Source organism: Enterobacter sp. SA187 (genome assembly GCF_001888805.2).
Classification (GTDB): domain Bacteria; phylum Pseudomonadota; class Gammaproteobacteria; order Enterobacterales; family Enterobacteriaceae; genus Enterobacter_D.
In genome coordinates this window covers 4,351,975-4,376,255 of sequence record NZ_CP019113.1, presented here as the reverse complement: position 1 = coordinate 4,376,255, position 24,281 = coordinate 4,351,975, and the positions used below count along the sequence as shown (strand labels likewise).

The 24,281-nt window shown below is 54.3% G+C and carries 20 protein-coding genes, 1 tRNA gene, 3 rRNA genes and 1 other annotated feature; of the genes, 17 read left to right on the top strand and 7 right to left on the bottom strand.

Going from position 1 to position 24,281, the window contains the following annotated elements; translation table 11 throughout:
• Positions 1-160: 160 nt before the first annotated feature.
• The 7 genes from ffh (at position 161) to BMF08_RS20850 (ending at position 5,759) form a co-directional block, all read left to right on the top strand.
• Complete coding sequence (gene ffh, locus BMF08_RS20880) at positions 161-1,522, top strand: signal recognition particle protein (protein WP_072571532.1); 1,362 nt, start codon at positions 161-163, stop codon at positions 1,520-1,522.
• Positions 1,523-1,775: 253 nt separating this feature from the next.
• Positions 1,776-2,024, top strand: a complete 249-nt coding sequence (gene rpsP, locus BMF08_RS20875; protein ID WP_072571531.1) for a 30S ribosomal protein S16 — start codon at positions 1,776-1,778, stop codon at positions 2,022-2,024.
• Between the two features lie 18 nt (positions 2,025-2,042).
• Entirely contained in the window at positions 2,043-2,591 is a 549-nt protein-coding gene (gene rimM, locus BMF08_RS20870) for a ribosome maturation factor RimM (RefSeq protein WP_072571530.1), read from the top strand.
• A gap of 45 nt (positions 2,592-2,636) precedes the next feature.
• Positions 2,637-3,404 carry a tRNA (guanosine(37)-N1)-methyltransferase TrmD gene (trmD, locus tag BMF08_RS20865; RefSeq protein WP_072571529.1) on the top strand — a complete coding sequence of 256 codons (768 nt, stop codon included), beginning with the start codon at positions 2,637-2,639 and terminating at the stop codon, positions 3,402-3,404.
• Positions 3,405-3,444: 40 nt separating this feature from the next.
• Positions 3,445-3,792, top strand: a complete 348-nt coding sequence (rplS, locus tag BMF08_RS20860) for a 50S ribosomal protein L19 (RefSeq protein ID WP_002914145.1) — start codon at positions 3,445-3,447, stop codon at positions 3,790-3,792.
• Positions 3,793-3,937: 145 nt separating this feature from the next.
• The gene (locus BMF08_RS20855) at positions 3,938-4,339 is read left to right on the top strand and encodes a DUF2946 domain-containing protein (protein ID WP_072571528.1); all 402 of its coding nucleotides are present in this window, start codon (positions 3,938-3,940) and stop codon (positions 4,337-4,339) included.
• 58 nt (positions 4,340-4,397) lie between these two features.
• Positions 4,398-5,759 (top strand): PepSY-associated TM helix domain-containing protein, encoded by a 1,362-nt coding sequence (locus BMF08_RS20850; protein ID WP_072571527.1) that lies wholly within the window; start codon positions 4,398-4,400, stop codon positions 5,757-5,759.
• Between the two features lie 18 nt (positions 5,760-5,777).
• Here the strand turns inward: BMF08_RS20850 and BMF08_RS20845 are convergent, their stop codons facing one another.
• Positions 5,778-6,152, bottom strand: a complete 375-nt coding sequence (locus BMF08_RS20845) for a DUF2799 domain-containing protein (protein WP_072571526.1) — start codon at positions 6,150-6,152, stop codon at positions 5,778-5,780.
• 217 nt (positions 6,153-6,369) lie between these two features.
• Here BMF08_RS20845 and aroF point away from each other — a divergent pair, with 217 nt between their 5' ends.
• The 3 genes from aroF to BMF08_RS20830 all read left to right on the top strand — a co-directional run bounded on the left by aroF (position 6,370) and on the right by BMF08_RS20830 (position 9,512).
• Positions 6,370-7,440: a 3-deoxy-7-phosphoheptulonate synthase AroF gene (aroF, locus tag BMF08_RS20840; protein WP_072571525.1), complete on the top strand. Its 1,071-nt coding sequence runs from the start codon at positions 6,370-6,372 to the stop codon at positions 7,438-7,440.
• A 9-nt stretch (positions 7,441-7,449) separates the two neighbouring features.
• Complete coding sequence (tyrA, locus tag BMF08_RS20835; RefSeq protein ID WP_072571524.1) at positions 7,450-8,571, top strand: bifunctional chorismate mutase/prephenate dehydrogenase; 1,122 nt, start codon at positions 7,450-7,452, stop codon at positions 8,569-8,571.
• A 68-nt stretch (positions 8,572-8,639) separates the two neighbouring features.
• Positions 8,640-9,512, top strand: coding sequence for an SMP-30/gluconolactonase/LRE family protein (locus BMF08_RS20830; protein WP_072571523.1), 873 nt, complete (start codon positions 8,640-8,642; stop codon positions 9,510-9,512).
• On the opposite strand, the gene pheA is transcribed toward BMF08_RS20830, so the two are convergent.
• From pheA to bamD, 4 genes are all read right to left on the bottom strand, one after another.
• A complete protein-coding gene (pheA, locus tag BMF08_RS20825) occupies positions 9,509-10,669 on the bottom strand; it encodes a bifunctional chorismate mutase/prephenate dehydratase (RefSeq protein WP_072571522.1) in 1,161 nt (386 codons plus the stop codon). The genes BMF08_RS20830 and pheA overlap by 4 nt on opposite strands.
• Positions 10,670-10,694: 25 nt before the next feature.
• Positions 10,695-10,820: a sequence feature (Phe leader region), on the bottom strand.
• Positions 10,772-10,819: a pheA operon leader peptide PheL gene (gene pheL / locus BMF08_RS20820; RefSeq protein ID WP_100250063.1), complete on the bottom strand. Its 48-nt coding sequence runs from the start codon at positions 10,817-10,819 to the stop codon at positions 10,772-10,774. (Overlaps the previous feature by 48 nt.)
• 104 nt (positions 10,821-10,924) lie before the next feature.
• The gene (gene raiA / locus BMF08_RS20815) at positions 10,925-11,266 is read right to left on the bottom strand and encodes a ribosome-associated translation inhibitor RaiA (protein ID WP_072571521.1); all 342 of its coding nucleotides are present in this window, start codon (positions 11,264-11,266) and stop codon (positions 10,925-10,927) included.
• Positions 11,267-11,539: 273 nt separating this feature from the next.
• A complete protein-coding gene (bamD, locus tag BMF08_RS20810; RefSeq protein ID WP_072571520.1) occupies positions 11,540-12,277 on the bottom strand; it encodes an outer membrane protein assembly factor BamD in 738 nt (245 codons plus the stop codon).
• 133 nt (positions 12,278-12,410) lie between these two features.
• Between bamD and rluD the strand changes: the two genes are divergently transcribed.
• The 7 genes from rluD (at position 12,411) to rrf (ending at position 22,410) form a co-directional block, all read left to right on the top strand.
• Positions 12,411-13,391, top strand: coding sequence for a 23S rRNA pseudouridine(1911/1915/1917) synthase RluD (gene rluD / locus BMF08_RS20805; protein ID WP_072571519.1), 981 nt, complete (start codon positions 12,411-12,413; stop codon positions 13,389-13,391).
• Complete coding sequence (gene yfiH, locus BMF08_RS20800; protein WP_072571518.1) at positions 13,388-14,119, top strand: purine nucleoside phosphorylase YfiH; 732 nt, start codon at positions 13,388-13,390, stop codon at positions 14,117-14,119. Before rluD ends, yfiH begins: the two co-directional genes overlap by 4 nt.
• 133 nt (positions 14,120-14,252) lie before the next feature.
• Positions 14,253-16,826 (top strand): ATP-dependent chaperone ClpB, encoded by a 2,574-nt coding sequence (gene clpB / locus BMF08_RS20795; protein ID WP_072571517.1) that lies wholly within the window; start codon positions 14,253-14,255, stop codon positions 16,824-16,826.
• 455 nt (positions 16,827-17,281) lie between these two features.
• Positions 17,282-18,821, top strand: a 16S ribosomal RNA gene (locus tag BMF08_RS20790).
• Positions 18,822-18,906: 85 nt separating this feature from the next.
• Positions 18,907-18,981, top strand: a tRNA-Glu gene (locus BMF08_RS20785).
• Between the two features lie 208 nt (positions 18,982-19,189).
• A 23S ribosomal RNA gene (locus BMF08_RS20780) occupies positions 19,190-22,095 on the top strand.
• A gap of 199 nt (positions 22,096-22,294) precedes the next feature.
• A 5S ribosomal RNA gene (gene rrf / locus BMF08_RS20775) occupies positions 22,295-22,410 on the top strand.
• Together the 16S, 23S and 5S rRNA genes with 1 tRNA gene alongside form the textbook arrangement of a ribosomal RNA operon.
• 65 nt (positions 22,411-22,475) lie before the next feature.
• Here the strand turns inward: rrf and BMF08_RS20770 are convergent.
• Both BMF08_RS20770 and pssA read right to left on the bottom strand, forming a co-directional pair.
• A complete protein-coding gene (locus BMF08_RS20770; RefSeq protein WP_072569508.1) occupies positions 22,476-22,799 on the bottom strand; it encodes a YfiM family lipoprotein in 324 nt (107 codons plus the stop codon).
• Positions 22,800-22,854: 55 nt separating this feature from the next.
• On the bottom strand, positions 22,855-24,207 hold the full coding sequence (gene pssA / locus BMF08_RS20765; RefSeq protein ID WP_415877744.1) for a CDP-diacylglycerol--serine O-phosphatidyltransferase: 1,353 nt from the start codon (positions 24,205-24,207) through the stop codon (positions 22,855-22,857).
• Positions 24,208-24,281 lie beyond the last annotated feature (74 nt).

Sequence of the window (24,281 nt, the reverse complement as noted above, 5' to 3'; positions counted from 1 at the left end):
CTAAACGGCGCTTATCGGGCCGTTTAGCGGATAGCTGAGGTGAGCTGGCATAACATGTCGCGCTGCAATATGGCGAAAGAAGGCTTCATGTTATACTGCGGCAAAATCGTATGTATGTGTCGCTTCATGCGGCCAACGTTTCTGACTCAGGCGAGAGACAATGTTTGATAATTTAACCGATCGTTTGTCGCGCACGTTGCGCAACATCAGTGGCCGTGGACGCCTCACCGAAGAAAACATCAAAGAAACGCTCCGCGAAGTGCGCATGGCGCTGCTCGAGGCGGACGTTGCCCTGCCGGTTGTGCGCGATTTCATCAACCGGGTTAAAGAAAAATCGGTTGGCCAGGATGTGAATAAAAGCCTGACCCCGGGCCAGGAGTTCATCAAAATCGTACGCGGCGAACTGGTTGCGGCGATGGGTGAAGAAAACCAGGTGCTTAACCTGGCCGCGCAGCCGCCAGCCGTGGTGCTGATGGCGGGTTTACAGGGTGCGGGTAAAACCACCAGCGTCGGTAAGCTGGGTAAATTCCTGCGCGAGAAGCATAAAAAGAAAGTACTGGTAGTGTCGGCGGACGTGTATCGCCCGGCGGCGATCAAACAGCTGGAAACCCTGGCGCAGCAGGTAGGCGTCGATTTCTTCCCGTCCGACGTTGCCCAGAAACCGCTGGAAATCGTTAATGCGGCGCTGAAAGAAGCGAAGCTGAAGTTCTACGACGTGCTGCTGGTGGATACCGCCGGTCGTCTGCACGTTGACGAAGCGATGATGGACGAAATCAAACAGGTTCACGCCGCGATCAAGCCGGTGGAAACGCTGTTTGTCGTCGATGCGATGACCGGTCAGGATGCGGCGAATACCGCCAAAGCCTTCAACGAAGCGCTGCCGCTGACCGGCGTGGTGCTGACCAAAGTGGACGGCGATGCCCGCGGCGGTGCGGCGCTCTCCATTCGTCATATTACCGGTAAGCCGATCAAGTTCCTCGGCGTCGGCGAGAAAACCGAAGCGCTGGAGCCGTTCCATCCGGACCGTATCGCGTCCCGTATTCTCGGCATGGGCGACGTGCTGTCGCTGATCGAAGATATCGAAAGCAAAGTTGACCGCGCGCAGGCTGAAAAGCTGGCGACCAAACTGAAAAAAGGCGACGGCTTCGATCTGACCGACTTCCTGGAGCAGCTGCGCCAGATGAAAAACATGGGCGGTATGGCAAGCCTGATGGGCAAGCTGCCGGGCATGGGGCAGATCCCGGACAACGTTAAATCGCAGATGGACGATAAAGTGCTGGTGCGTATGGAGGCGATCATTAACTCAATGACGCTGAAAGAGCGTGCTAAGCCGGAAATCATTAAAGGTTCCCGCAAGCGCCGCATCGCCGCCGGTTGCGGCATGCAGGTGCAGGACGTTAACCGCCTGCTGAAGCAGTTCGACGACATGCAGCGCATGATGAAGAAGATGAAGAAGGGCGGGATGGCGAAAATGATGAGAGGCATGAAAGGGATGATGCCCCCAGGATTCCCGGGTCGATAAATATCCCGGCCTGGCTTGTTTGCCATTTTGACACCGGGGTGTGCTCGTCACCGTCACGTACTACGTGTACGCTCCGGCGACTCCGCGCACGCCGACGTCAAACTGCCTGCACCGCCGACGGCCTTAAATCTCCCCTTTGCTATATCTTGATTGCATTTCCCCCAGAAATCAGTAAAATTTTCGGGCTTTTAATATAACACCGGGCTCCGTCCCTCCGAGGGGGCCCGGTGTTTTATTCACACAAGAGGATGTTATGGTAACTATTCGTTTAGCACGTCACGGCGCTAAAAAGCGTCCGTTCTACCAGGTTGTTGTTACTGACAGCCGTAACGCACGTAACGGTCGCTTCATTGAGCGCGTTGGTTTCTTCAACCCGATCGCCAGCGAAAAAGAAGAAGGCACCCGCCTGGATCTGGATCGCATCGCTCACTGGGTTGGCCAGGGCGCAACTATCTCTGATCGCGTATCTGCGCTGATCAAAGAAGCAAAAAAAGCAGCTTAATCTGTCACGGTGGTCATGATGAGCAAGCAACTCGCCGCAAAAGTCCCTGTTGAACCGGTTGTACTGGGCAAAATGGGTTCTTCCTACGGTATTCGTGGTTGGCTCAGAGTGTTTTCCTCCACCGAAGACGCCGAAAGCATTTTTGACTATCAGCCCTGGTTTATCCAGAAGGCGGGTCAGTGGGAGCAGGTACAGCTGGAAAGCTGGAAGCACCACAATCAGGATCTGATCATCAAGCTGAAAGGCGTTGACGATCGTGACAGCGCGAATCTACTGACTAATTGCGAAATTATGGTAGATACCTCGCAGTTGCCGGCCCTCACCGATGGCGACTACTACTGGAAAGACCTTATTGGCTGCCAGGTAGTGACCACCGAAGGGTACGGGCTGGGTAAAGTCATTGATATGATGGAAACCGGCTCCAATGACGTTCTCGTCATCAAGGCAAACCTGAAAGATGCATTTGGTATCAAGGAGCGGTTGGTTCCGTTCCTCGATGGGCAGGTTATCAAGAATGTCGATCTCACTACTCGCACCATTGAAGTAGATTGGGATCCTGGTTTTTAAAACCTCCGGATAAATAGTAAAAGTCGGTGCTAAGGGGATTGGCGCGTGTTTATTGGTATCGTTAGCCTGTTTCCTGAAATGTTCCGTGCGATTACTGATTACGGGGTAACTGGCCGGGCTGTAAAAAATGGCCTGCTGAGCATCCAGAGCTGGAGTCCGCGTGATTTCGCTCATGACCGGCACCGTACCGTGGACGAACGTCCTTACGGCGGCGGACCGGGGATGCTGATGATGGTACAACCCTTGCGGGACGCCATCCACGCAGCGAAAGCCGCGGCGGGTGAAGGCGCAAAGGTGATTTATCTGTCACCTCAGGGACGCAAGCTTGATCAAGCGGGCGTCAGCGAGCTGGCAACGCATCAGAAGCTGATTCTGGTGTGTGGCCGCTACGAAGGGATAGATGAGCGCGTAATCAAAACCGAGATTGACGAAGAATGGTCTGTCGGCGATTACGTTCTCAGCGGTGGAGAGTTACCCGCAATGACGCTGATTGACTCGGTTTCCCGGTTTATTCCGGGGGTACTGGGACATGAAGCCTCGGCAACTGAAGATTCCTTTGCCGATGGATTGCTGGACTGTCCGCACTATACCCGTCCTGAAGTGTTGGAAGGGATGGAAGTACCGGCAGTATTGCTGTCGGGGAACCATGCCGAGATACGTCGCTGGCGTCTGAAACAGTCGTTGGGCCGTACCTGGCTTAGAAGACCTGAACTTCTGGAAAACCTGGCTCTGACTGAAGAGCAAGCAAAGTTGCTGGCGGAGTTCAAAAAAGAGCACGCACAACAGCAGCATAAACATGATGGGCAGGCGTAAGCCCCCAAATATCAGTTTACCCAGGATAAGAGATTAAATTATGAGCAACATTATTAAGCAACTTGAACAAGAGCAGATGAAGCAGGACGTACCTTCCTTCCGTCCGGGTGACACCGTGGAAGTGAAAGTATGGGTTGTTGAAGGTTCCAAAAAACGTCTGCAGGCATTCGAGGGCGTGGTTATCGCTATTCGTAACCGCGGTCTGCACTCTGCATTCACTGTTCGTAAAATTTCCAACGGCGAAGGCGTTGAGCGTGTCTTCCAGACTCACTCTCCGGTAGTTGACAGCATTGCTGTTAAACGTCGTGGTGCTGTACGTAAAGCTAAACTGTACTACCTGCGTGAGCGCACTGGTAAGTCTGCTCGTATCAAAGAGCGTCTTAACTAAGATATCGCTTTCGCGACATCCCATCAGAAAAGGGCTGACCTCCGGGTCGGCCCTTTTTTTATTCCCCGCATGCCCAAAACCTGCCCGCCAGATTAACCAAAAACCAATAAATCGTTTACAATGACCCCCTGCATGCGGAGGAGTCGTGACACAGAGCGCATTTCATCATACCAGCATCAAGCGTAAAGCAGCATGGCTCGCCCTGTTTGCTATTTTGCTGATCCTGGTCGCGCCGCTTATCTCTGTCAGCCTGCAAAAAGATCCCATGGCGAGCATGCCGGGCATGCATCATGACATGAGCATGATGGCTGAACACCACGACAGCGCGCCGGACGTTATTCCGGTCGATCATGCCGAAGCCTGCGGCTATTGCGTACTGCTGGCGCACGTGCCCGGCCTGATCCTGCTGGCGGTGCTTTTTCTCTCCGCTACGCTTACCCGTATTTATATCGCACCGCTTCCCCCGCCCGAACGGGCATGGCGTTTTATTCCCTGGCTTTATCCTCAAACCCGCGCGCCGCCGCGCCAGTCTGCTTTTTCCTGTTAAAACCCATTAAGCCTGTGCCTGCGCACAAGGCGAACCTTTGCTTTCAGTAAGGAAAAGTATGACTACCTGCACCCCGCGCGCGGCCTGGTTAAACCTGCTGCGACGCCTGCATTTTTATATTGGTCTGTTTGTCGGGCCGTTCATCTTTGTGGCGGCCCTGACCGGGACGCTGTACGTTGCCACCCCACAGCTGGAAAACCTGTTTTATGCCGATACGCTTTACGGTACCACTACCGGCGAACGTCAGCCGCTGGCGGAACAGATCGCGGTGGCGGAACAGGTTACCGGCGGCCATCTGCGTCTGCATGCCGTGCGTCCGGGACTCGCGGATACGGACACTACCCGCGTAATGTTTGCCGATCCGGCGCTCGGCGTGTCGGAGCACCGGGCGATTTTTATCGATCCGGTAACGCTGGCGGTGAAAGGGGATCACACCGTCTATGGCACCAGCGGCATCCTGCCGTTGCGGCAAATCATTGACTACGCGCATCGCTCGCTGCTGCTTGGCGATACCGGGCGGCTGTACAGTGAACTGGCGGCGTCCTGGATGTGGGCCGCAGCGCTTGGCGGCATAGTGCTGTGGTTTTATACGCGCCCGAAGCGCCGCCTGAACAACAGCTTCCAGAATACCCGGCGGGTACACGTCACCCTCGGCTGGATCCTGCTGGCGGGCATGCTGCTGTTTTCCGTCACCGGGCTGACATGGTCCCAGTGGGCGGGCGGGAACGTTGACAAAATGCGCGCTGCCTTCGGCTGGATGACGCCGCAGGTGAACACCCAGTTGCACGGCCCGGCGCAGGCAGCCGATCCCCATGCGGAACATCATGGTCATCATCATGGCATGGAGATGCCTGCCAGCGTTGAGGACTCGGTACAGTTTGATGAAGTATTGCAGGTCGCGCGTGCGGCTGGCATCAATGCGGCGAAGCTTGAGATCCGCCCGCCGCGGGATGCCAACAGCGCCTGGACGGTCACCGAAATCGACCGTAGCTGGCCGACCCAGGTGGATGCCGTGGCGGTGGACGCAAATACTATGCAGGTGATCGACAGCACCCGGTTTGAGGATTTCCCGTTGATGGCGAAACTGACCCGTTGGGGCGTGGATTTCCATATGGGCGTGCTGTTCGGGCTGCCCAATCAACTGGTGCTGATCGCCTTTGGCCTTGGACTGTGCGTGATGATTGTGATGGGTTACCGGCTCTGGTGGCTGCGCAGGCCTGCCGGGTCGAACGTCAGCCCGGTACAGACATTGATGCAAAGCTGGCTGGCGCTGCCCGTGGCAGGACGTATTGTGGTCAGCGTGGTGGCGCTGCTGCTGGCGCTGGCATTACCGGTGCTGGGCGTCAGCCTGCTGCTGTTTCTGGCGGTGGACGTGCTGCGCTGGCGCAAAGCCTGCGCCCGGCGACCCGTCGCGGAGTAAACACCGCACGCGGATAGCTTAATTAAGCCGGCTGTCGCGTGCGCCTTCTTCCATGCCTTTTTGCCAGTGCGCACGATAAGTGCTGGCATTTTCAAGCGTGTCACAGCCCGCCGGGTAAATTTTCCCGGCGCGGCCCCAGGCATACAGAAAATCATCCTGACAGATCTTTTTCAGGCCATCCGCGTAACCCTCTGCGTACCGGGGACGGTTAATTTCTTTGCTGTTGTGCTCGAGCGCCAGCGTCTCATTATTCTTTATGACCGCGCCGGACAGGGCATCGTCTTTACCGGCGCTGTACCAGTCCGTACCGGTCCAGGTCGGGGCATGGCTGTAAGGTTCTACGGAGCAGCCGATCAATAAAATGGGTAAAAGCAAAACCATACCTGTCTTCATTACGTTCTCCTGTGTGTTATGTAAGCGTAGCCCGAATAACGGCACATGCTGCTGTGTATTGTTATCTTTACACGTTAAAAGCATTTAAATGGCCTTAAAATGCATATTGTAAAGTAAGGTGTACGTATTTTGGATTGAAATGTTTACCGTTTGTGGTATCGTTAAATCACTCTCACAACGAGACACTATCGCAAACGAGCCAGACAGGATCGCCATCATGCAAAAAGACGCGCTGAACAACGTACATATTACCGACGAACACGTATTAATCACGCCCGATCAGCTGAAAGCGGAATTCCCGCTGACGGCGGAACAACAGGCGCAAATCGAGCAATCCCGTCAGACGCTGTCTGACATTATTGCCGGGCGCGATCCGCGTCTGCTGGTGGTTTGCGGTCCGTGCTCCATTCACGATCCGGAAGCGGCCATTGAATACGCGCGTCGGTTTAAAGCCCTTGCCGCAGAGGTCAGCGATAGCCTCTATCTGGTGATGCGCGTCTATTTTGAAAAACCCCGTACCACCGTTGGCTGGAAGGGGCTGATTAACGATCCGCATATGGATGGCTCTTTTGATGTGGAAGCGGGCCTGAAGATTGCGCGTCGTCTGCTGGTAGAACTGGTGGGTATGGGCCTGCCGCTGGCGACCGAAGCGCTGGATCCGAATAGCCCGCAATACCTGGGCGATCTGTTCAGCTGGTCGGCGATTGGCGCGCGTACCACCGAATCACAAACGCACCGCGAAATGGCCTCCGGTTTATCCATGCCGGTGGGCTTTAAAAATGGCACCGATGGCAGCCTGGCGACGGCAATTAACGCCATGCGCGCCGCAGCCATGCCGCACCGTTTTGTGGGGATCAATCAGGCGGGACAGGTTTGCCTGTTACAGACGCAGGGCAATCCGGACGGGCATGTGATCCTGCGCGGCGGCAAAGCGCCAAACTACAGTCCGGCAGACGTGGCGCAGTGTGAAAAAGAGATGACGCAGGCGGGACTGAAGCCGTCGCTGATGGTAGATTGCAGCCATGGTAATTCCAACAAAGATTACCGTCGCCAGCCTGCGGTTGCAGAGTCTGTTGTCGCACAGATTAAAGATGGCAACCGTTCGATTATTGGTCTGATGATTGAAAGTAATATTCACGAAGGCAATCAGTCATCCGAGCAGCCGCGCAGCGAAATGAAGTATGGCGTTTCCGTTACCGATGCCTGCATCAGCTGGGAAACGACCGATGCGCTGCTGCGCGAGATCGATAAGGACCTGCGCGCGCATCTGGCGACGCGTCACGCTTAAGAGGTTGTCATGGTTGCAGAATTGACCGCGTTGCGCGATCAAATTGATGAAGTGGATAAGGCGCTGCTGGATCTGCTGGCGCGCCGCCTGGCGCTGGTCGCCGAAGTGGGCGAAGTAAAAAGCAAATACGGTTTGCCGATTTACGTGCCGGAGCGCGAAGCCTCAATGCTGGCATCGCGCCGGAAAGAAGCGCAGGCGCTGGGCGTGCCGCCGGATCTGATTGAAGATGTATTGCGCCGGGTAATGCGCGAATCCTATTCCAGCGAAAACGACAAAGGCTTTAAGACGCTGCATCCGACGCTGCGCCCGGTGGTGATCGTCGGCGGTGGCGGGCAGATGGGGCGGCTGTTTGAGAAAATGCTCCAGCTTTCCGGCTATGAAGTGCGCATTCTGGAAAAAGAGGACTGGTCGCGCGCTGCATCCATTGTGGCGGACGCAGGTATGGTGATTGTCAGCGTGCCTATTCACGTGACGGAGTCGATCATCGCTAAACTGCCGCCATTGCCGGATGACTGCATTCTGGTTGATCTGGCGTCGGTAAAAAGCGGGCCATTGCAGGCGATGCTGACAGCGCATAACGGCCCGGTGCTGGGTCTGCACCCAATGTTCGGCCCGGACAGCGGCAGCCTCGCCAAGCAGGTGGTGGTGTACTGTGATGGCCGCCAGCCGGAAGCGTATCAGTGGTTCCTGGAGCAGATCCAGGTCTGGGGCGCGCGGCTGCACCGCATCAGCGCCGTGGAGCACGATCAGCACATGGCGTTTATTCAGGCGCTGCGCCACTTCGCCACCTTTGCCTATGGCCTGCATCTGGCGGAAGAAAACGTTCAGCTTGAACAGTTGCTGGCGCTCTCGTCGCCGATTTACCGGCTGGAACTGGCGATGGTCGGAAGGCTGTTTGCCCAGGATCCACAGCTGTATGCCGACATTATTATGTCGTCGGAAAGTAATCTGGCGCTGATCAAACGCTATTACCAGCGCTTTGGCGAGGCGATTGGCCTGCTGGAGCAGGGCAACAAGCAGGCCTTCATCGACAGCTTCCGTAAGGTGGAACACTGGTTCGGCGATTACGCTGAGCGTTTCCAGAGCGAAAGCCGCGTATTGCTGCGCCAGGCGAACGACAGCCGTCAATAACTGAAAAGCTGCATATACTTGAAGCCAGTGGGTGATCCGCTGGCTTTTTTTATAAGAAGGGATTTGTTATGGCTGAACCGCAACCGCTGTTTGATTATACCGGCCATCTGCCGGAATGCCCGACCTGGAGTGAGGCGGAGCAGGCGCTTTACTGGGCCGATATTATTGAAGGCGAAATTCATCGTTACCATCTCGCCTCGGGCGAGCATTCTGTGCTGCGCTTTCCGGAGGAAGTGGGCTGTTTTGCGCTACGCGAGAAGGGCGGTTTTATTGTCGCCATGCGCACTGCGATATGGCTCGCCGATAAGCGCGGGCTGCTGACCAATAAAGTCTGCGACAATCCGTCCAATCCGCAACTGGCGCGTTTCAACGACGGCGGCACCGATCCGCGCGGGCGTTTCTACGCCGGGACCTTCTGGGCGCCGGGGGATTATAACGGCGCGCAGCTGATGCGTATCGATAACGATCTGACCCCGAAAGTGATCCAGTGCGACATCAAGGGCGCGAACGGGCTGGCCTTCAGTCCTGACGGCAAGTGGATGCTCACCTCGGACACGCCGGAGAAGGTGATTTACTGCACGCCGCTCGACGCCGACGGCGAGCCTGGGCAGCGTAAGGTGCTGCGTCGCTTTACTGACGGAGAGGGAATGCCGGATGGCGCGGCGGTGGACGTGGAAGGCGGCTACTGGAGCGCGCTCTATGATGGCTGGCGCATCGCGCGCTTCTCGCCGCAGGGCGAGCAACTGGAAGAATATCGCCTGCCGGTACGCTGCCCGACGATGGTCTGTTTCGGCGGCGCGGACATGAAAACGCTGTTTATTACCACTACAAGGGAAAACATGACCCCGGAAGAAACGGCGCAATATCCGCTGTCGGGCGCCATTTTCACCCTGCCGGTGCAGGTGGCAGGGGTGAAAAAGTCCCTTTTCGTGGAACGTTAAGCCGGATCGACCGGCACAACGTTTTCCCCCGGATAACAGCCCAGCACTTTCATTGAGCGGGTGATCTCGCTCAGTTCGTGCAGGGCTTTTTGCATGGCGGCGGATTCGACGTTGGCCTGAATATCCAGATAAAACATCTCTTCCCACGGGTTGCCGTAAATCGGACGGGATTCCAGCTTGGTCATGATCAGATTGTGATTACGCAGGACCAGCAGGGCCTCTACCAGCGCGCCCGCCTGCTGGCCAGTGGCAATGAGCAGCGTGGTTTTCGCCGGCACCTGATCGGATACTTTCACCGCTTTACGGGCCAGCACGACAAAACGCGTAATGTTTTGCGTCTGGTTCGCGAGGTTACGCTCCAGCACCTGCAATCCATACAGCCCGCCACCCGCTTCACTGCCCAGCGCCGCTACATGCGGCGACTGTGCCTGCGCCACGCGCTCCATGGCTGCCGAGGTGCTTTCGCAATACTCAATTTTCCAGTGCGGATAGCGATTCAAAAACTGGCTGCACTGCTGGAAGGGTTGCGGATGGCTGTAGACCGTCTGGATCTGATCCAGGCTGGTGGGGCCGGAAACCAGCACGCAGTGGTCAATAGGCACCGTCATTTCCGCCACTATGGATAAGCTGGTGTGCTGCAACAGATCGTAGACATCGTTGATAGCCCCCGAGCTGGTGTTTTCAATGGGCACCACCGCGTAATCCGCCTGGCCCGTTTCCACCTGGTTAAAGATGTCGTGAAACTTTGCGCAGCCGCTTTCGATGAACTGTTCAAAGTGGCGGGCCGCATACTGACGTGCCGCAAGGTGTGAATACGAGCCTTTGGGGCCAAGAAACGCGATGCGCGCCGAGTGCGGATTAGTTTGATTGAGATGCTGCTGAAGCAGGGCCTGCTGGGTCAGCACTGAATCTTCAATGATCAGCTGGAACAAGCGGGTAATGTAATGCGCATCCAGATGCTGCGCTTTGCCAAGCGTAATCAGGCGCTCCAGCAAATCGCGCTCGCGATCGATATCGCGAACCGGACGATGGGACGCCAGCTTCGCTTTACCCACTTCCACGGCAAGCAGACGGCGTTCCGCCAGTAACGTCAGTAATTGCTCATCCAGAGCGCTGATCTTTATGCGCAGATCCAGTAACGGGTTTTCCGGTGTCATAGTGTTGCCTTTTTTATAGTTATCAATAAAAAAGGCCCCCCGGTGTGGGAGGCCTTATTGTTCGTCTTCGCATTCTTTATCACACGACGAAACGCCTCCCGGTCAGGGGAAGGTAAAAAAGAATGCGAAGAAAAACGGAACAAGTTTCATGGTGCGATCCTGAACAAGTGTCTGAGTAAAGTAACCGTACTGTTTTCACCCTGTCAATAAAAAACGCGCCCGAAGGCGCGTTGGCGATACACTCAATGTAAAGGATTACTCTTCTTCTTCAACTTCAGCGAAGTTGGCGTCTTTCACCGAGGTGGTGGCGCGACGCGCTTCACCTTTGTGTTGCACTTTATTGAGCTGCCGTTCCAGCTTGTTGATCAAGTCGTTAATCGCGGTATACATATCTTCATGCTTCGCACTGGCGACCAGATGCCCGTTAGGTGTATTGATGGTGGCATCCGCGGTAAAGCCCTGCGGCTCTTTAGAGAGAATGATATGTGGGTTAATCAGGTGTGTTTGCCATTTATCCAGTTTGGCGAGACGGTCTGTGACATGCTGGCGAATTGCCGGAGTAATTTCCATTTGCTTGCTGGTAATGTTCATTGTCATAGATGTTACCTCTTGTCTTTCCGTCTTGGTATTAACAAGCATAACCTGCATAGTGTCAAAATGTGTGATTTGAATCACATTATTTCGTCACTTTTTGTCAACGACAGCTTTTTGTGATTTAAAACGTGAACCCGGAATTTTTACCTTGTTGATACTCATAATAGGGGGCATAGTTGACCGGATGGCCTGCACGGAAACCCGCTCCGGCGGCAGGTAAAACGCATAAAAAAACGGCAGCTCACAGGAGCTGCCGTTTTACATTGGGGAGGAAAATCAGGTATTGCTGCTGTTGGCGGCGATGATTTTCGCCACTTTGTCCGCCTGCGCATTCAGCTGCAGTTTACGGTATGCATTTTCCATCAGCGGTAACGCGTCACGCGTCGCCTGGGTATCCGGATAATCACGCAGCATGCCTTCAACACGGTTTACCACCGCCACCCATGCGCCGCGATCGGTATAGTATTGCGCGACGGAGTATTCATACTTCGCGAGGCGATCTTTCAGGAACACCAGACGTTTGGTGGCATCCGTGACATACTGGCTGTTCGGGTAGCCACGCACCAGTTTTGAGAAGTCATTAAAGGCATCGCGCGCGTGCTGCGGATCGCGGTCGCTACGGTCAACGCCGAAGAAGCCCTGCAATGCGCTGTCATCCAGCGCCATATCAGTCAGGCCGCGCATGTACATGACATAGTCAATGTTCGGATGAGTCGGGTTCAGACGCATGAAACGGTCAATCGCGGCCTGAGCCAGCGGCAGATCGGCGTTTTTATAGTACGCATAGATCAAATCCAGCTGTACTTGCTGGGAATACGGGCCGAACGGATAGCGGTTATCCAGCGCTTCCAGTTGCGTTATTGCCTGTTTCCAGTTACCGTCCTGCAACTTTTGCTGAGCAGTCGCGTAGATTTCATTAGGCGGATTATCAGGCACCTCTTCCTTTGAACCGGAGCAACCCACCAAAGCCAGGCTCAGCGTGGCGGCTGCCACCAGATATTTCATGCGCGTCATGACGTTTTGACTTTCCTCAAAATGTTTATGCGGGAGGATTCTCTGTTCCTGCTCCCGATTAAGACCAGCTACAATAGCACACTATATTAAACGGCAAAGCCGTAAAAACCCAAGGTTAACGAAGAAGCTGTCTATGGCACAACTAGTACAACTCACCGCAACGGTGTCCGAAAATCAACTCGGTCAACGCTTAGATCAGGCATTGGCCGAAATGTTCCCTGATTATTCACGATCGCGAATAAAAGAGTGGATCCTTGACCAGCGCGTCGAGATTAACGGCAAGGTGTGCAGCACACCAAAAGAAAAAGTATTGGGGGGCGAACGCGTCACCATCAATGCTGAAATCGAAGAAGAAGCGCGTTTTGAACCGCAGGATATTCCGCTGACCATCGTCTATGAAGATGATGACATTCTGGTGATCAATAAGCCGCGCGATCTGGTGGTTCACCCGGGTGCTGGTAACCCTGATGGCACCGTACTGAATGCGCTGCTGCATTACTATCCGCCGATTGCTGATGTTCCCCGTGCCGGTATCGTGCACCGTCTGGATAAAGACACCACCGGCCTGATGGTGGTCGCCAAGACCGTGCCTGCGCAAACGCGCCTGGTGGAGTCGCTGCAGCTGCGCGAGATCACCCGTGAATATGAAGCGGTCGCGATTGGCCATATGACGGCAGGCGGTACAGTGGAAGAGCCTATCAGCCGCCACCCGACCAAACGTACGCATATGTCCGTGCATCCGATGGGCAAACCGGCGGTTACGCATTATCGCATTATGGAACACTTCCGTGTGCACACGCGTCTGCGTCTGCGTCTGGAAACCGGACGTACACACCAGATCCGTGTGCATATGTCGCACATTACCCATCCGCTGGTGGGCGATCAGCTGTACGGTGGTCGTCCGCGTCCGCCGAAAGGCGCGTCGGATGAATTTATTGCCGCGCTGCGTCAGTTTGACCGTCAGGCGCTGCACGCGACCATGCTGCGTCTTTATCACCCGATCACTGGCATCGAAATGGAATGGCATGCGCCTATCCCACAGGACATGGTCGATCTGATCGAGGCCATGCGCGCTGACTTCCAGATCCATAAGGACAGCGTAGACTGGCTATGACACACGTGATTATCCCGCAATGGCCGCAGCCTGAGAGCGTGGCGGCCTGTAGTTCGACCCGCATCGGCGGCGTGAGCCTCGCGCCCTGGCACTCACTGAACCTGGGTGCGCATTGCGGTGATAACCCGGAGCACGTCGAGGAAAATCGTCAGCGGATGTTCGCCGCGGGCGGTTTGCCATCGAAACCGGTCTGGCTGGAACAGGTACACGGTGATCAGGTGCAGCGTCTGGACGGCGGGCCTTATGCCTCAAAACGTGCCGATGCGTCATACAGCAATACGCCCGGAACCGTGTGCGCCGTGATGACAGCGGATTGCCTGCCGGTACTGTTCTGTAACCGTGCAGGAACGGAAGTCGCGGCAGCTCATGCTGGCTGGCGTGGTTTATGCGCCGGTGTGCTTGAAAACACCCTGGCCTGCTTTGACGATAGCCCGGACAATATTATGGCCTGGCTTGGCCCGGCGATTGGTCCGCAGGCGTTTGAAGTGGGGCCGGAAGTCCGTGAGGCTTTCATGGCAGTAGATCCGAATGCGGACGCCGCATTTGTCGCCCGCGATGAAAAGTATCTTGCCAATATTTATCTGCTGGCGCGTCAGCGTCTGGCGGGCGCAGGCGTTAGTCAGATCTTCGGCGGTGACCGGTGCACCTTCACAGAAACGAACGAATTTTACTCATATCGCCGCGACAAGACCACCGGGCGTATGGCAAGTTTCATTTGGCTGAGATAACCTAAAGAATCAAGACGATCCAGTGCGCGTCATTTTCTTTCCATATTATTCAGGTCATTAACCTTGAATAATTGAGGGATGACCTCATTTAATCTCCAGTAGCAAATTTGACCTGTTTTCTATGGGAGGAGTTATGCGTCTGGATCGTCTTACCAATAAGTTCCAGCTTGCTCTTGCCGATGCCCAGTCTCTGGCGCTGGGGCAAGACAATCAATTTATCGAACCTCTTCATCTTATGAGCGCCTTGCTGAATCAGGAAGGGGGATCGGTACGTCCTTTATTAACCTCTGCTGGCGTCAATGCGGGCCAACTGCGCACCGCTATTGAGCAGGCGTTAAGCCGTTTACCGCAGGTGGAAGGCACCGGCGGCGATGTGCAGCCGTCGCAGGATCTGGTTCGCGTACTGAACCTGTGCGACAAACTGGCGCAAAAGCGCGGCGACAATTTTATTTCCTCAGAACTCTTTGTTCTGGCGGCGCTGGAGTCGCGCGGTACGCTGGCAGACTTACTGAAAGCCGCCGGTGCGAATACCGCTAATGTGACGCAGGCAATCGAACAAATGCGTGGAGGCGAAAGCGTGAATGACCAGGGGGCAGAAGACCAACGTCAGGCCCTGAAAAAATTTACTGTCGATCTGACCGAACGGGCGGAACAGGGCAAGCTCGATCCGGTGATCGGCCGTGATGAAGAGATCCGCCGCACTATCCAGGTGTTACAACGTCGTACCAAAAACAACCCGGTGCTGATCGGTGAACCTGGCGTCGGTAAAACCGCCATTGTTGAAGGGCTGGCGCAGCGTATCGTCAATGGTGAAGTGCCGGAAGGGCTGAAAGGTCGCCGCGTACTGGCGCTGGATATGGGGTCGCTGGTAGCGGGCGCGAAATATCGCGGTGAGTTTGAAGAACGCCTGAAAGGGGTGCTTAACGATCTCTCTAAACAGGAAGGTAATGTGATCCTGTTTATTGACGAACTGCACACCATGGTGGGCGCAGGTAAAGCCGACGGCGCGATGGATGCCGGGAACATGCTGAAACCGGCGCTCGCACGCGGTGAACTGCACTGCGTCGGGGCGACCACGCTTGATGAATACCGTCAGTACATTGAAAAAGATGCCGCGCTGGAGCGTCGTTTCCAGAAAGTGTTTGTCGCTGAGCCTTCTGTCGAAGACACCATTGCGATCCTGCGTGGTCTGAAAGAGCGCTATGAGCTGCACCACCATGTGCAGATCACGGACCCGGCGATTGTCGCTGCGGCGACCCTGTCACACCGCTATATTGCCGATCGCCAGTTGCCGGATAAAGCCATCGATCTGATCGATGAAGCGGCGTCCAGCATCCGTATGCAGATCGACTCTAAACCCGAAGAACTGGATCGTCTCGACCGGCGTATTATCCAGCTGAAGCTGGAACAGCAGGCGCTGCTGAAAGAATCTGACGAGGCGAGTAAAAAACGTCTGGAAATGCTCAATGATGAGCTGTCCGACAAAGAGCGTCAGTATTCTGAACTGGAAGAAGAGTGGAAAGCGGAGAAAGCCTCGCTTTCTGGCACGCAGACCATTAAATCGGAGCTGGAGCAGACGAAAATCGCCATTGAACAGGCGCGTCGTGTCGGCGATCTGGCGCGGATGTCTGAACTTCAGTACGGTAAAATACCTGAGCTTGAAAAACAGCTTGAAGCCGCCACACAGTCAGAAGGCAAAACCATGCGTCTGCTGCGTAATAAAGTCACGGATGCGGAAATCGCAGAAGTGCTGGCGCGCTGGACCGGCATCCCGGTAGCCAGAATGCTGGAAGGTGAGCGTGACAAATTACTGCGTATGGAGCAGGAGCTGCACGGTCGCGTGATTGGCCAGAATGAAGCCGTTGAGGCGGTTTCTAATGCTATTCGTCGTAGCCGCGCCGGATTATCAGATCCGAATCGCCCGATTGGTTCGTTCTTGTTCCTCGGGCCGACCGGGGTGGGTAAAACCGAACTCTGTAAAACGCTGGCTAACTTTATGTTCGACAGTGATGACGCGATGGTGCGTATCGATATGTCCGAGTTTATGGAGAAACATTCGGTATCACGTCTGGTGGGCGCGCCTCCGGGATATGTCGGTTATGAAGAAGGCGGTTACTTAACCGAAGCGGTTCGTCGTCGTCCTTACTCTGTCATCCTGCTGGATGAAATCGAGAAGGCGCATCCGGATGTGTTCAACGTCTTACTGCAGGTACTTGACGACGGACGCCTGACAGACGGACAGGGGCGGACGGTCGACTTCCGTAACACGGTAGTCATTATGACCTCGAACCTGGGATCCGATCTGATTCAGGAGCGTTTCGGCGAACTGGACTACAGTCATATGAAGGATGTGGTGCTGGGCGTGGTCAGCCAGAACTTCCGTCCGGAATTTCTAAACCGTATTGATGAAGTGGTGGTCTTCCATCCGCTCGGTGAAAACCATATTGCTTCTATTGCGAAGATCCAGCTGCAACGTCTGTATCAGCGTCTGGAAGATCGGGGCTATGATGTGCATATCACCGATGAGGCACTGAAAATGCTCAGCGCCAATGGGTTTGATCCGGTTTATGGGGCGCGGCCATTAAAACGTGCCATCCAGCAGCAGATTGAGAACCCGCTGGCACAGCAAATCTTGTCCGGGGAGCTTATTCCTGGCAAAACCATCCAGCTGGTGGTTAAAGATGAGCAAATAGTTGCCGTGCAGTAATTCACAAAACGAAGAAAACGAGCCCTGCGCGGCTCGTTTTTGTTTAAAAACCAGGCGAAAATACGCTTCACTGGCTCGTTTTGTATGAATATTGTGCGATCGATAAGTTTTTTTAATTTTAGACTTGTCAGCCCGGAATAACTCCCTATAATGCGCCACCACTGACACGGAACAACGGCTTACAGGCCACCGGGTCAGAAGGTCTTCCTCCGGGAATGACCGGCAGAGAAAAGCAAAATAATCGCTTGACTCTGAATGAGGAAAACGTATTATACGGGACCTCGCGACACAGCGCCAAAGCGCGTCGCAACTGCTCTTTAACAATTTATCAGACAATCTGTGTGGGCACTCAAGGACATGGATTCTTAAACGTCGAAAGACGCTAAATGAATACCAAGTCTCTGGAGTGAACATACGTAATTCATTACGAAGTTTAATTCACGAGCATCAAACTTAAATTGAAGAGTTTGATCATGGCTCAGATTGAACGCTGGCGGCAGGCCTAACACATGCAAGTCGAGCGGTAGCACAGAGAGCTTGCTCTCGGGTGACGAGCGGCGGACGGGTGAGTAATGTCTGGGAAACTGCCTGATGGAGGGGGATAACTACTGGAAACGGTAGCTAATACCGCATAACGTCGCAAGACCAAAGAGGGGGACCTTCGGGCCTCTTGCCATCAGATGTGCCCAGATGGGATTAGCTAGTAGGTGGGGTAACGGCTCACCTAGGCGACGATCCCTAGCTGGTCTGAGAGGATGACCAGCCACACTGGAACTGAGACACGGTCCAGACTCCTACGGGAGGCAGCAGTGGGGAATATTGCACAATGGGCGCAAGCCTGATGCAGCCATGCCGCGTGTATGAAGAAGGCCTTCGGGTTGTAAAGTACTTTCAGCGGGGAGGAAGGTGTTGAGGTTAATAACCTCAGCAATTGACGTTACCCGCAGAAGAAGCACCGGCTAACTCCGTGCCAGCAGCCGCGGTAATACGGAGGGTGCAAGCGTTAATCGGAATTACTGGGCGTAAAGCGCACGCAGGCGGTCTGTCAAGTCGGATGTGAAATCCCCGGGCTCAACCTGGGAACTGCATCCGAAACTGGCAGGCTTGAGTCTTGTAGAGGGGGGTAGAATTCCAGGTGTAGCGGTGAAATGCGTAGAGATCTGGAGGAATACCGGTGGCGAAGGCGGCCCCCTGGACAAAGACTGACGCTCAGGTGCGAAAGCGTGGGGAGCAAACAGGATTAGATACCCTGGTAGTCCACGCTGTAAACGATGTCGACTTGGAGGTTGTGCCCTTGAGGCGTGGCTTCCGGAGCTAACGCGTTAAGTCGACCGCCTGGGGAGTACGGCCGCAAGGTTAAAACTCAAATGAATTGACGGGGGCCCGCACAAGCGGTGGAGCATGTGGTTTAATTCGATGCAACGCGAAGAACCTTACCTACTCTTGACATCCACGGAATTTGGCAGAGATGCCTTAGTGCCTTCGGGAACCGTGAGACAGGTGCTGCATGGCTGTCGTCAGCTCGTGTTGTGAAATGTTGGGTTAAGTCCCGCAACGAGCGCAACCCTTATCCTTTGTTGCCAGCGGTTCGGCCGGGAACTCAAAGGAGACTGCCAGTGATAAACTGGAGGAAGGTGGGGATGACGTCAAGTCATCATGGCCCTTACGAGTAGGGCTACACACGTGCTACAATGGCATATACAAAGAGAAGCGACCTCGCGAGAGCAAGCGGACCTCATAAAGTATGTCGTAGTCCGGATCGGAGTCTGCAACTCGACTCCGTGAAGTCGGAATCGCTAGTAATCGTGGATCAGAATGCCACGGTGAATACGTTCCCGGGCCTTGTACACACCGCCCGTCACACCATGGGAGTGGGTTGCAAAAGAAGTAGGTAGCTTAACCTTCGGGAGGGCGCTTACCACTTTGTGATTCATGACTGGGGTGAAGTCGTAACAAGGTAACCGTAGGGGAACCTGCGGTTGGATCACCTCCTTACCTGAAAGAACCTGCCTTGCAGTGCTCACACAGATTGTCTGATGAACGTAATGAGCAAGACGGCTGCGAAGTCGTGACACCTCGTGTCCCCTTCGTCTAGCGGTTAGGACTCCGCCCTTTCACGGCGGCAACAGGGGTTCGAATCCCCTAGGGGACGCCACTTGCTGGGTGTGAGTGAAAGGCACAACCAATCAGTATCTCAAAACAGACCTCCGGGTCTCGTTTGAGATATTTGCTCTTTAAAAATCTGGATCAAGCTGAAAATTGAAACGACACGCTGTTTCTTTTCTCCGTAATAAGAAAAGAAAACGGTGTGTTCGAGTCTCTCAAATTTTTGCAATCAGAAGTGAAACATCTTCGGGTTGTGAGGTTAAGCGACTAAGCGTACACGGTGGATGCCCTGGCAGTCAGAGGCGATGAAGGGCGTGCTAATCTGCGATAAGCGCCGGTAAGGTGATATGAACCGTTATAACCGGCGATACCCGAATGGGGAAACCCAGTGCAATCCGTTGCACTATCATGTCATGAATACATAGTGGCATGAGGCGAACCGGGGGAACTGAAACATCTAAGTACCCCGAGGAAAAGAAATCAACCGAGATTCCCCCAGTAGCGGCGAGCGAACGGGGAGGAGCCCAGAACCTGAATCAGCATGTGTGTTAGTGGAAGCGTCTGGAAAGTCGCAGGGTACAGGGTGATACTCCCGTACACAAAAATGCACATGTTGTGAGTTCGAAGAGTAGGGCGGGACACGTGGTATCCTGTCTGAATATGGGGGGACCATCCTCCAAGGCTAAATACTCCTGACTGACCGATAGTGAACCAGTACCGTGAGGGAAAGGCGAAAAGAACCCCGGCGAGGGGAGTGAAACAGAACCTGAAACCGTGTACGTACAAGCAGTGGGAGCCTCTTTATGGGGTGACTGCGTACCTTTTGTATAATGGGTCAGCGACTTATATTCTGTAGCAAGGTTAACCGTATAGGGGAGCCGAAGGGAAACCGAGTCTTAACTGGGCGTTAAGTTGCAGGGTATAGACCCGAAACCCGGTGATCTAGCCATGGGCAGGTTGAAGGTTGGGTAACACTAACTGGAGGACCGAACCGACTAATGTTGAAAAATTAGCGGATGACTTGTGGCTGGGGGTGAAAGGCCAATCAAACCGGGAGATAGCTGGTTCTCCCCGAAAGCTATTTAGGTAGCGCCTCGTGAATTCATCTTCGGGGGTAGAGCACTGTTTCGGCTAGGGGGTCATCCCGACTTACCAACCCGATGCAAACTGCGAATACCGAAGAATGTTATCACGGGAGACACACGGCGGGTGCTAACGTCCGTCGTGAAGAGGGAAACAACCCAGACCGCCAGCTAAGGTCCCAAAGTCATGGTTAAGTGGGAAACGATGTGGGAAGGCACAGACAGCCAGGATGTTGGCTTAGAAGCAGCCATCATTTAAAGAAAGCGTAATAGCTCACTGGTCGAGTCGGCCTGCGCGGAAGATGTAACGGGGCTAAACCATGCACCGAAGCTGCGGCAGCGACACTATGTGTTGTTGGGTAGGGGAGCGTTCTGTAAGCCGTTGAAGGTGGACTGTGAGGTCTGCTGGAGGTATCAGAAGTGCGAATGCTGACATAAGTAACGATAAAGCGGGTGAAAAACCCGCTCGCCGGAAGACCAAGGGTTCCTGTCCAACGTTAATCGGGGCAGGGTGAGTCGACCCCTAAGGCGAGGCCGAAAGGCGTAGTCGATGGGAAACAGGTTAATATTCCTGTACTCGGTGTTACTGCGAAGGGGGGACGGAGAAGGCTATGTTGGCCGGGCGACGGTTGTCCCGGTTTAAGCGTGTAGGTGTGTGTTCCAGGTAAATCCGGTTCACTTTAACACTGAGGCGTGACGACGAGGCACTACGGTGCTGAAGTGACAAATGCCCTGCTTCCAGGAAAAGCCTCTAAGCATCAGGTAACACAGAATCGTACCCCAAACCGACACAGGTGGTCAGGTAGAGAATACCAAGGCGCTTGAGAGAACTCGGGTGAAGGAACTAGGCAAAATGGTGCCGTAACTTCGGGAGAAGGCACGCTGGTGCGTAGGTGAAGCGACTTGCTCGCGGAGCTGAAACCAGTCGAAGATACCAGCTGGCTGCAACTGTTTATTAAAAACACAGCACTGTGCAAACACGAAAGTGGACGTATACGGTGTGACGCCTGCCCGGTGCCGGAAGGTTAATTGATGGGGTTAGCGGCAACGCGAAGCTCTTGATCGAAGCCCCGGTAAACGGCGGCCGTAACTATAACGGTCCTAAGGTAGCGAAATTCCTTGTCGGGTAAGTTCCGACCTGCACGAATGGCGTAATGATGGCCAGGCTGTCTCCACCCGAGACTCAGTGAAATTGAAATCGCTGTGAAGATGCAGTGTACCCGCGGCAAGACGGAAAGACCCCGTGAACCTTTACTATAGCTTGACACTGAACACTGGTCCTTGATGCGTAGGATAGGTGGGAGGCTTTGAAGCGTGGACGCCAGTCTGCGTGGAGCCATCCTTGAAATACCACCCTTTAATGGCTGGTGTTCTAACGTGGGCCCGTAATCCGGGTTGCGGACAGTGTCTGGTGGGTAGTTTGACTGGGGCGGTCTCCTCCTAAAGCGTAACGGAGGAGCACGAAGGTTAGCTAATCCTGGTCGGACATCAGGAGGTTAGTGCAATGGCATAAGCTAGCTTGACTGCGAGCGTGACGGCGCGAGCAGGTGCGAAAGCAGGTCATAGTGATCCGGTGGTTCTGAATGGAAGGGCCATCGCTCAACGGATAAAAGGTACTCCGGGGATAACAGGCTGATACCGCCCAAGAGTTCATATCGACGGCGGTGTTTGGCACCTCGATGTCGGCTCATCACATCCTGGGGCTGAAGTAGGTCCCAAGGGTATGGCTGTTCGCCATTTAAAGTGGTACGCGAGCTGGGTTTAGAACGTCGTGAGACAGTTCGGTCCCTATCTGCCGTGGGCGCTGGAGAATTGAGGGGGGCTGCTCCTAGTACGAGAGGACCGGAGTGGACGCATCACTGGTGTTCGGGTTGTCATGCCAATGGCATTGCCCGGTAGCTAAATGCGGAAGAGATAAGTGCTGAAAGCATCTAAGCACGAAACTTGCCCCGAGATGAGTTCTCCCTGACCCTTTAAGGGTCCTGAAGGAACGTTGAAGACGACGACGTTGATAGGCCGGGTGTGTAAGCGCAGCGATGCGTTGAGCTAACCGGTACTAATGAACCGTGAGGCTTAACCTTACAACGCCGAAGATGTTTTGGCGGATTTGAGAGATTTTCAGCTTAGACCAGATTAACGTAAAGTCTTGTGGATTTTGCGCTGAGGCAAGGCGGCCAGCGAAGCGATGGAAGGAGCATACTGAAGTATGTGACTGACATTCGCGAGAGCAGCCAACGCCGTATCAGTGTAAAAGACACGGGACAGAGCACAAAGAATTTGCCTGGCGGCACTAGCGCGGCGGTCCCACCTGACCCCATGCCGAACTCAGAAGTGAAACGCCGTAGCGCCGATGGTAGTGTGGGGTCTCCCCATGCGAGAGTAGGGAACTGCCAGGCATCAAATAAAGCAGAAGGCCATCCTCACGGATGGCCTTTTTGCGTTGCGTTGCGTATAAAAAAGCTTAATGCCGGGCAAGCTGCCACACGCTATAGCCTGTAGTAGCACCCGCGACATCCCATGCAAAATCCTTCCAGCTCCAGCCACTTCCTGCCGGGCGGCTATCCCATAACTCTTTTGATGCCCCCAGGCTTACAGAAAACATAAATCCAAAGGCCGCGCTGCGATCCTGATTAATCCCCTGGTGCTGAGCATATTCGTTACCGGCAGCCGCCAGCATGGCTGAGGCGAGGAAATGCTGCGCTTTATCCTGGCCGTGCCATTCGTCATGGGCCATATGGCTACAACCACTAATGAAAAGAAGACCGAAAAGGGGGAGGTATCGCATTATTATCTCCATTAAAAAGCCCCATCAATGACGGGGCTCAGGGCAAGCGCAGAAGTTACAGTATTCGACTAATCAGCCTGTCGATGCGGATCCGACGCAGACGCCGTATAAGCTTACGTACTTTCACCGGGTAATCGGCGATACTTTGCAGATCGCGATAATGCTGCACAACAGTAGTATGCGTACGGATCAACTCCAGCTCTTTATCACGCAGCGGCGCCAGCTCCTGCTTAGGATCGTGGATCAAAATCGCATTTTCCAGATCCAGTCGCCAGGCGCGTGGGTTAAGATTGTTGCCTGTCAGCAGCATCCACTCCTCATCGACCCACATACCTTTAAGATGATAGCTGTTATCTTCATCTTTCCACAGACGAACAACCAGCTGATCGTTATTGACGTAATACTGCAGACGACTCAGGAAACGTCGCAGGTTGATCTCGTAAAGATACGGCAGCGCACCGATGATCTTGAATGGCTCATTTTCGGGGATGAAAAAGTCATTCGCAGTTTTATCACCGACAATAATCTCCACCTTTTTGCCATCGCGCAGCAGCTGGATGATATTGCGCACCAGTATTGCCGGCAGGTTAAAGTATGGCGTACAGATGGTGAGCTTATGCTCGGTGCACGGCATCAGGTGATAGATAGTTTTATTGAGCAGGCTGGATTTTCCCAGCCCGACGAGCGGCGTTACTGCCAGCCGATCGTTATCCGCATCGCCCTGGAAATGATAAGACGCATCGCGTAATTCCTGGCGATAAAGTCGGATATCGTTTTTGATTTCCGGGCTTTTCGGACGCTCCGGATTATCCAGACGATTTACGCCGCGCCCTTGTACCAGATTTTGTTTAACCCAGCCGAGCATTACATCCGCCATCTGCGGATTACGGATAAGCTGATAGCGATCGTAACGGTATTTATCGTGTTGATGCAGGTAAACATCATTCAGACTGGCGCCGCTGTACAGCACGCTGTCATCAATAATGAAACCCTTAAAGTGGAGTACGCCGAGCGCTTCACGGGTGTTAACCGGCACGCCGTAAACCGGTACTTCTACGCCAGGATTTTCCTGGGCCATGCGGCAGTACCAGTCTGCGTTAGTATTGGATGCCGCCGCGCCGATGCGTCCACGCTGCGCACGGTGCCAGTCAACCAGTACGCAAACGTCCAGTTCAGGACGCTGCCGTTTGGCATCATAAAGCGCCGATAAAATGCCTTTACCGCCATCGTCCTGCTCCAGATAAAGCGCAATAAGGCAGATGCGGTGCGTGGCACTGGCGATTTTTTGCAGCAGGGTCTCCCGGAAATCCGCAGGAGAGTAGTAAAACGCGACATCATCAACTGACTGAGAGAGCTTAGGTAGTTGGGCAAGGTGTTGTTGATGTTTATTACGCTTGAATTTTGACAACATCACAGTGCGTTTCTTCTCTGTTTATTGAAGGGTCCTCTGTACTAAGCAGACGACAGAAGCGGGCAATGATA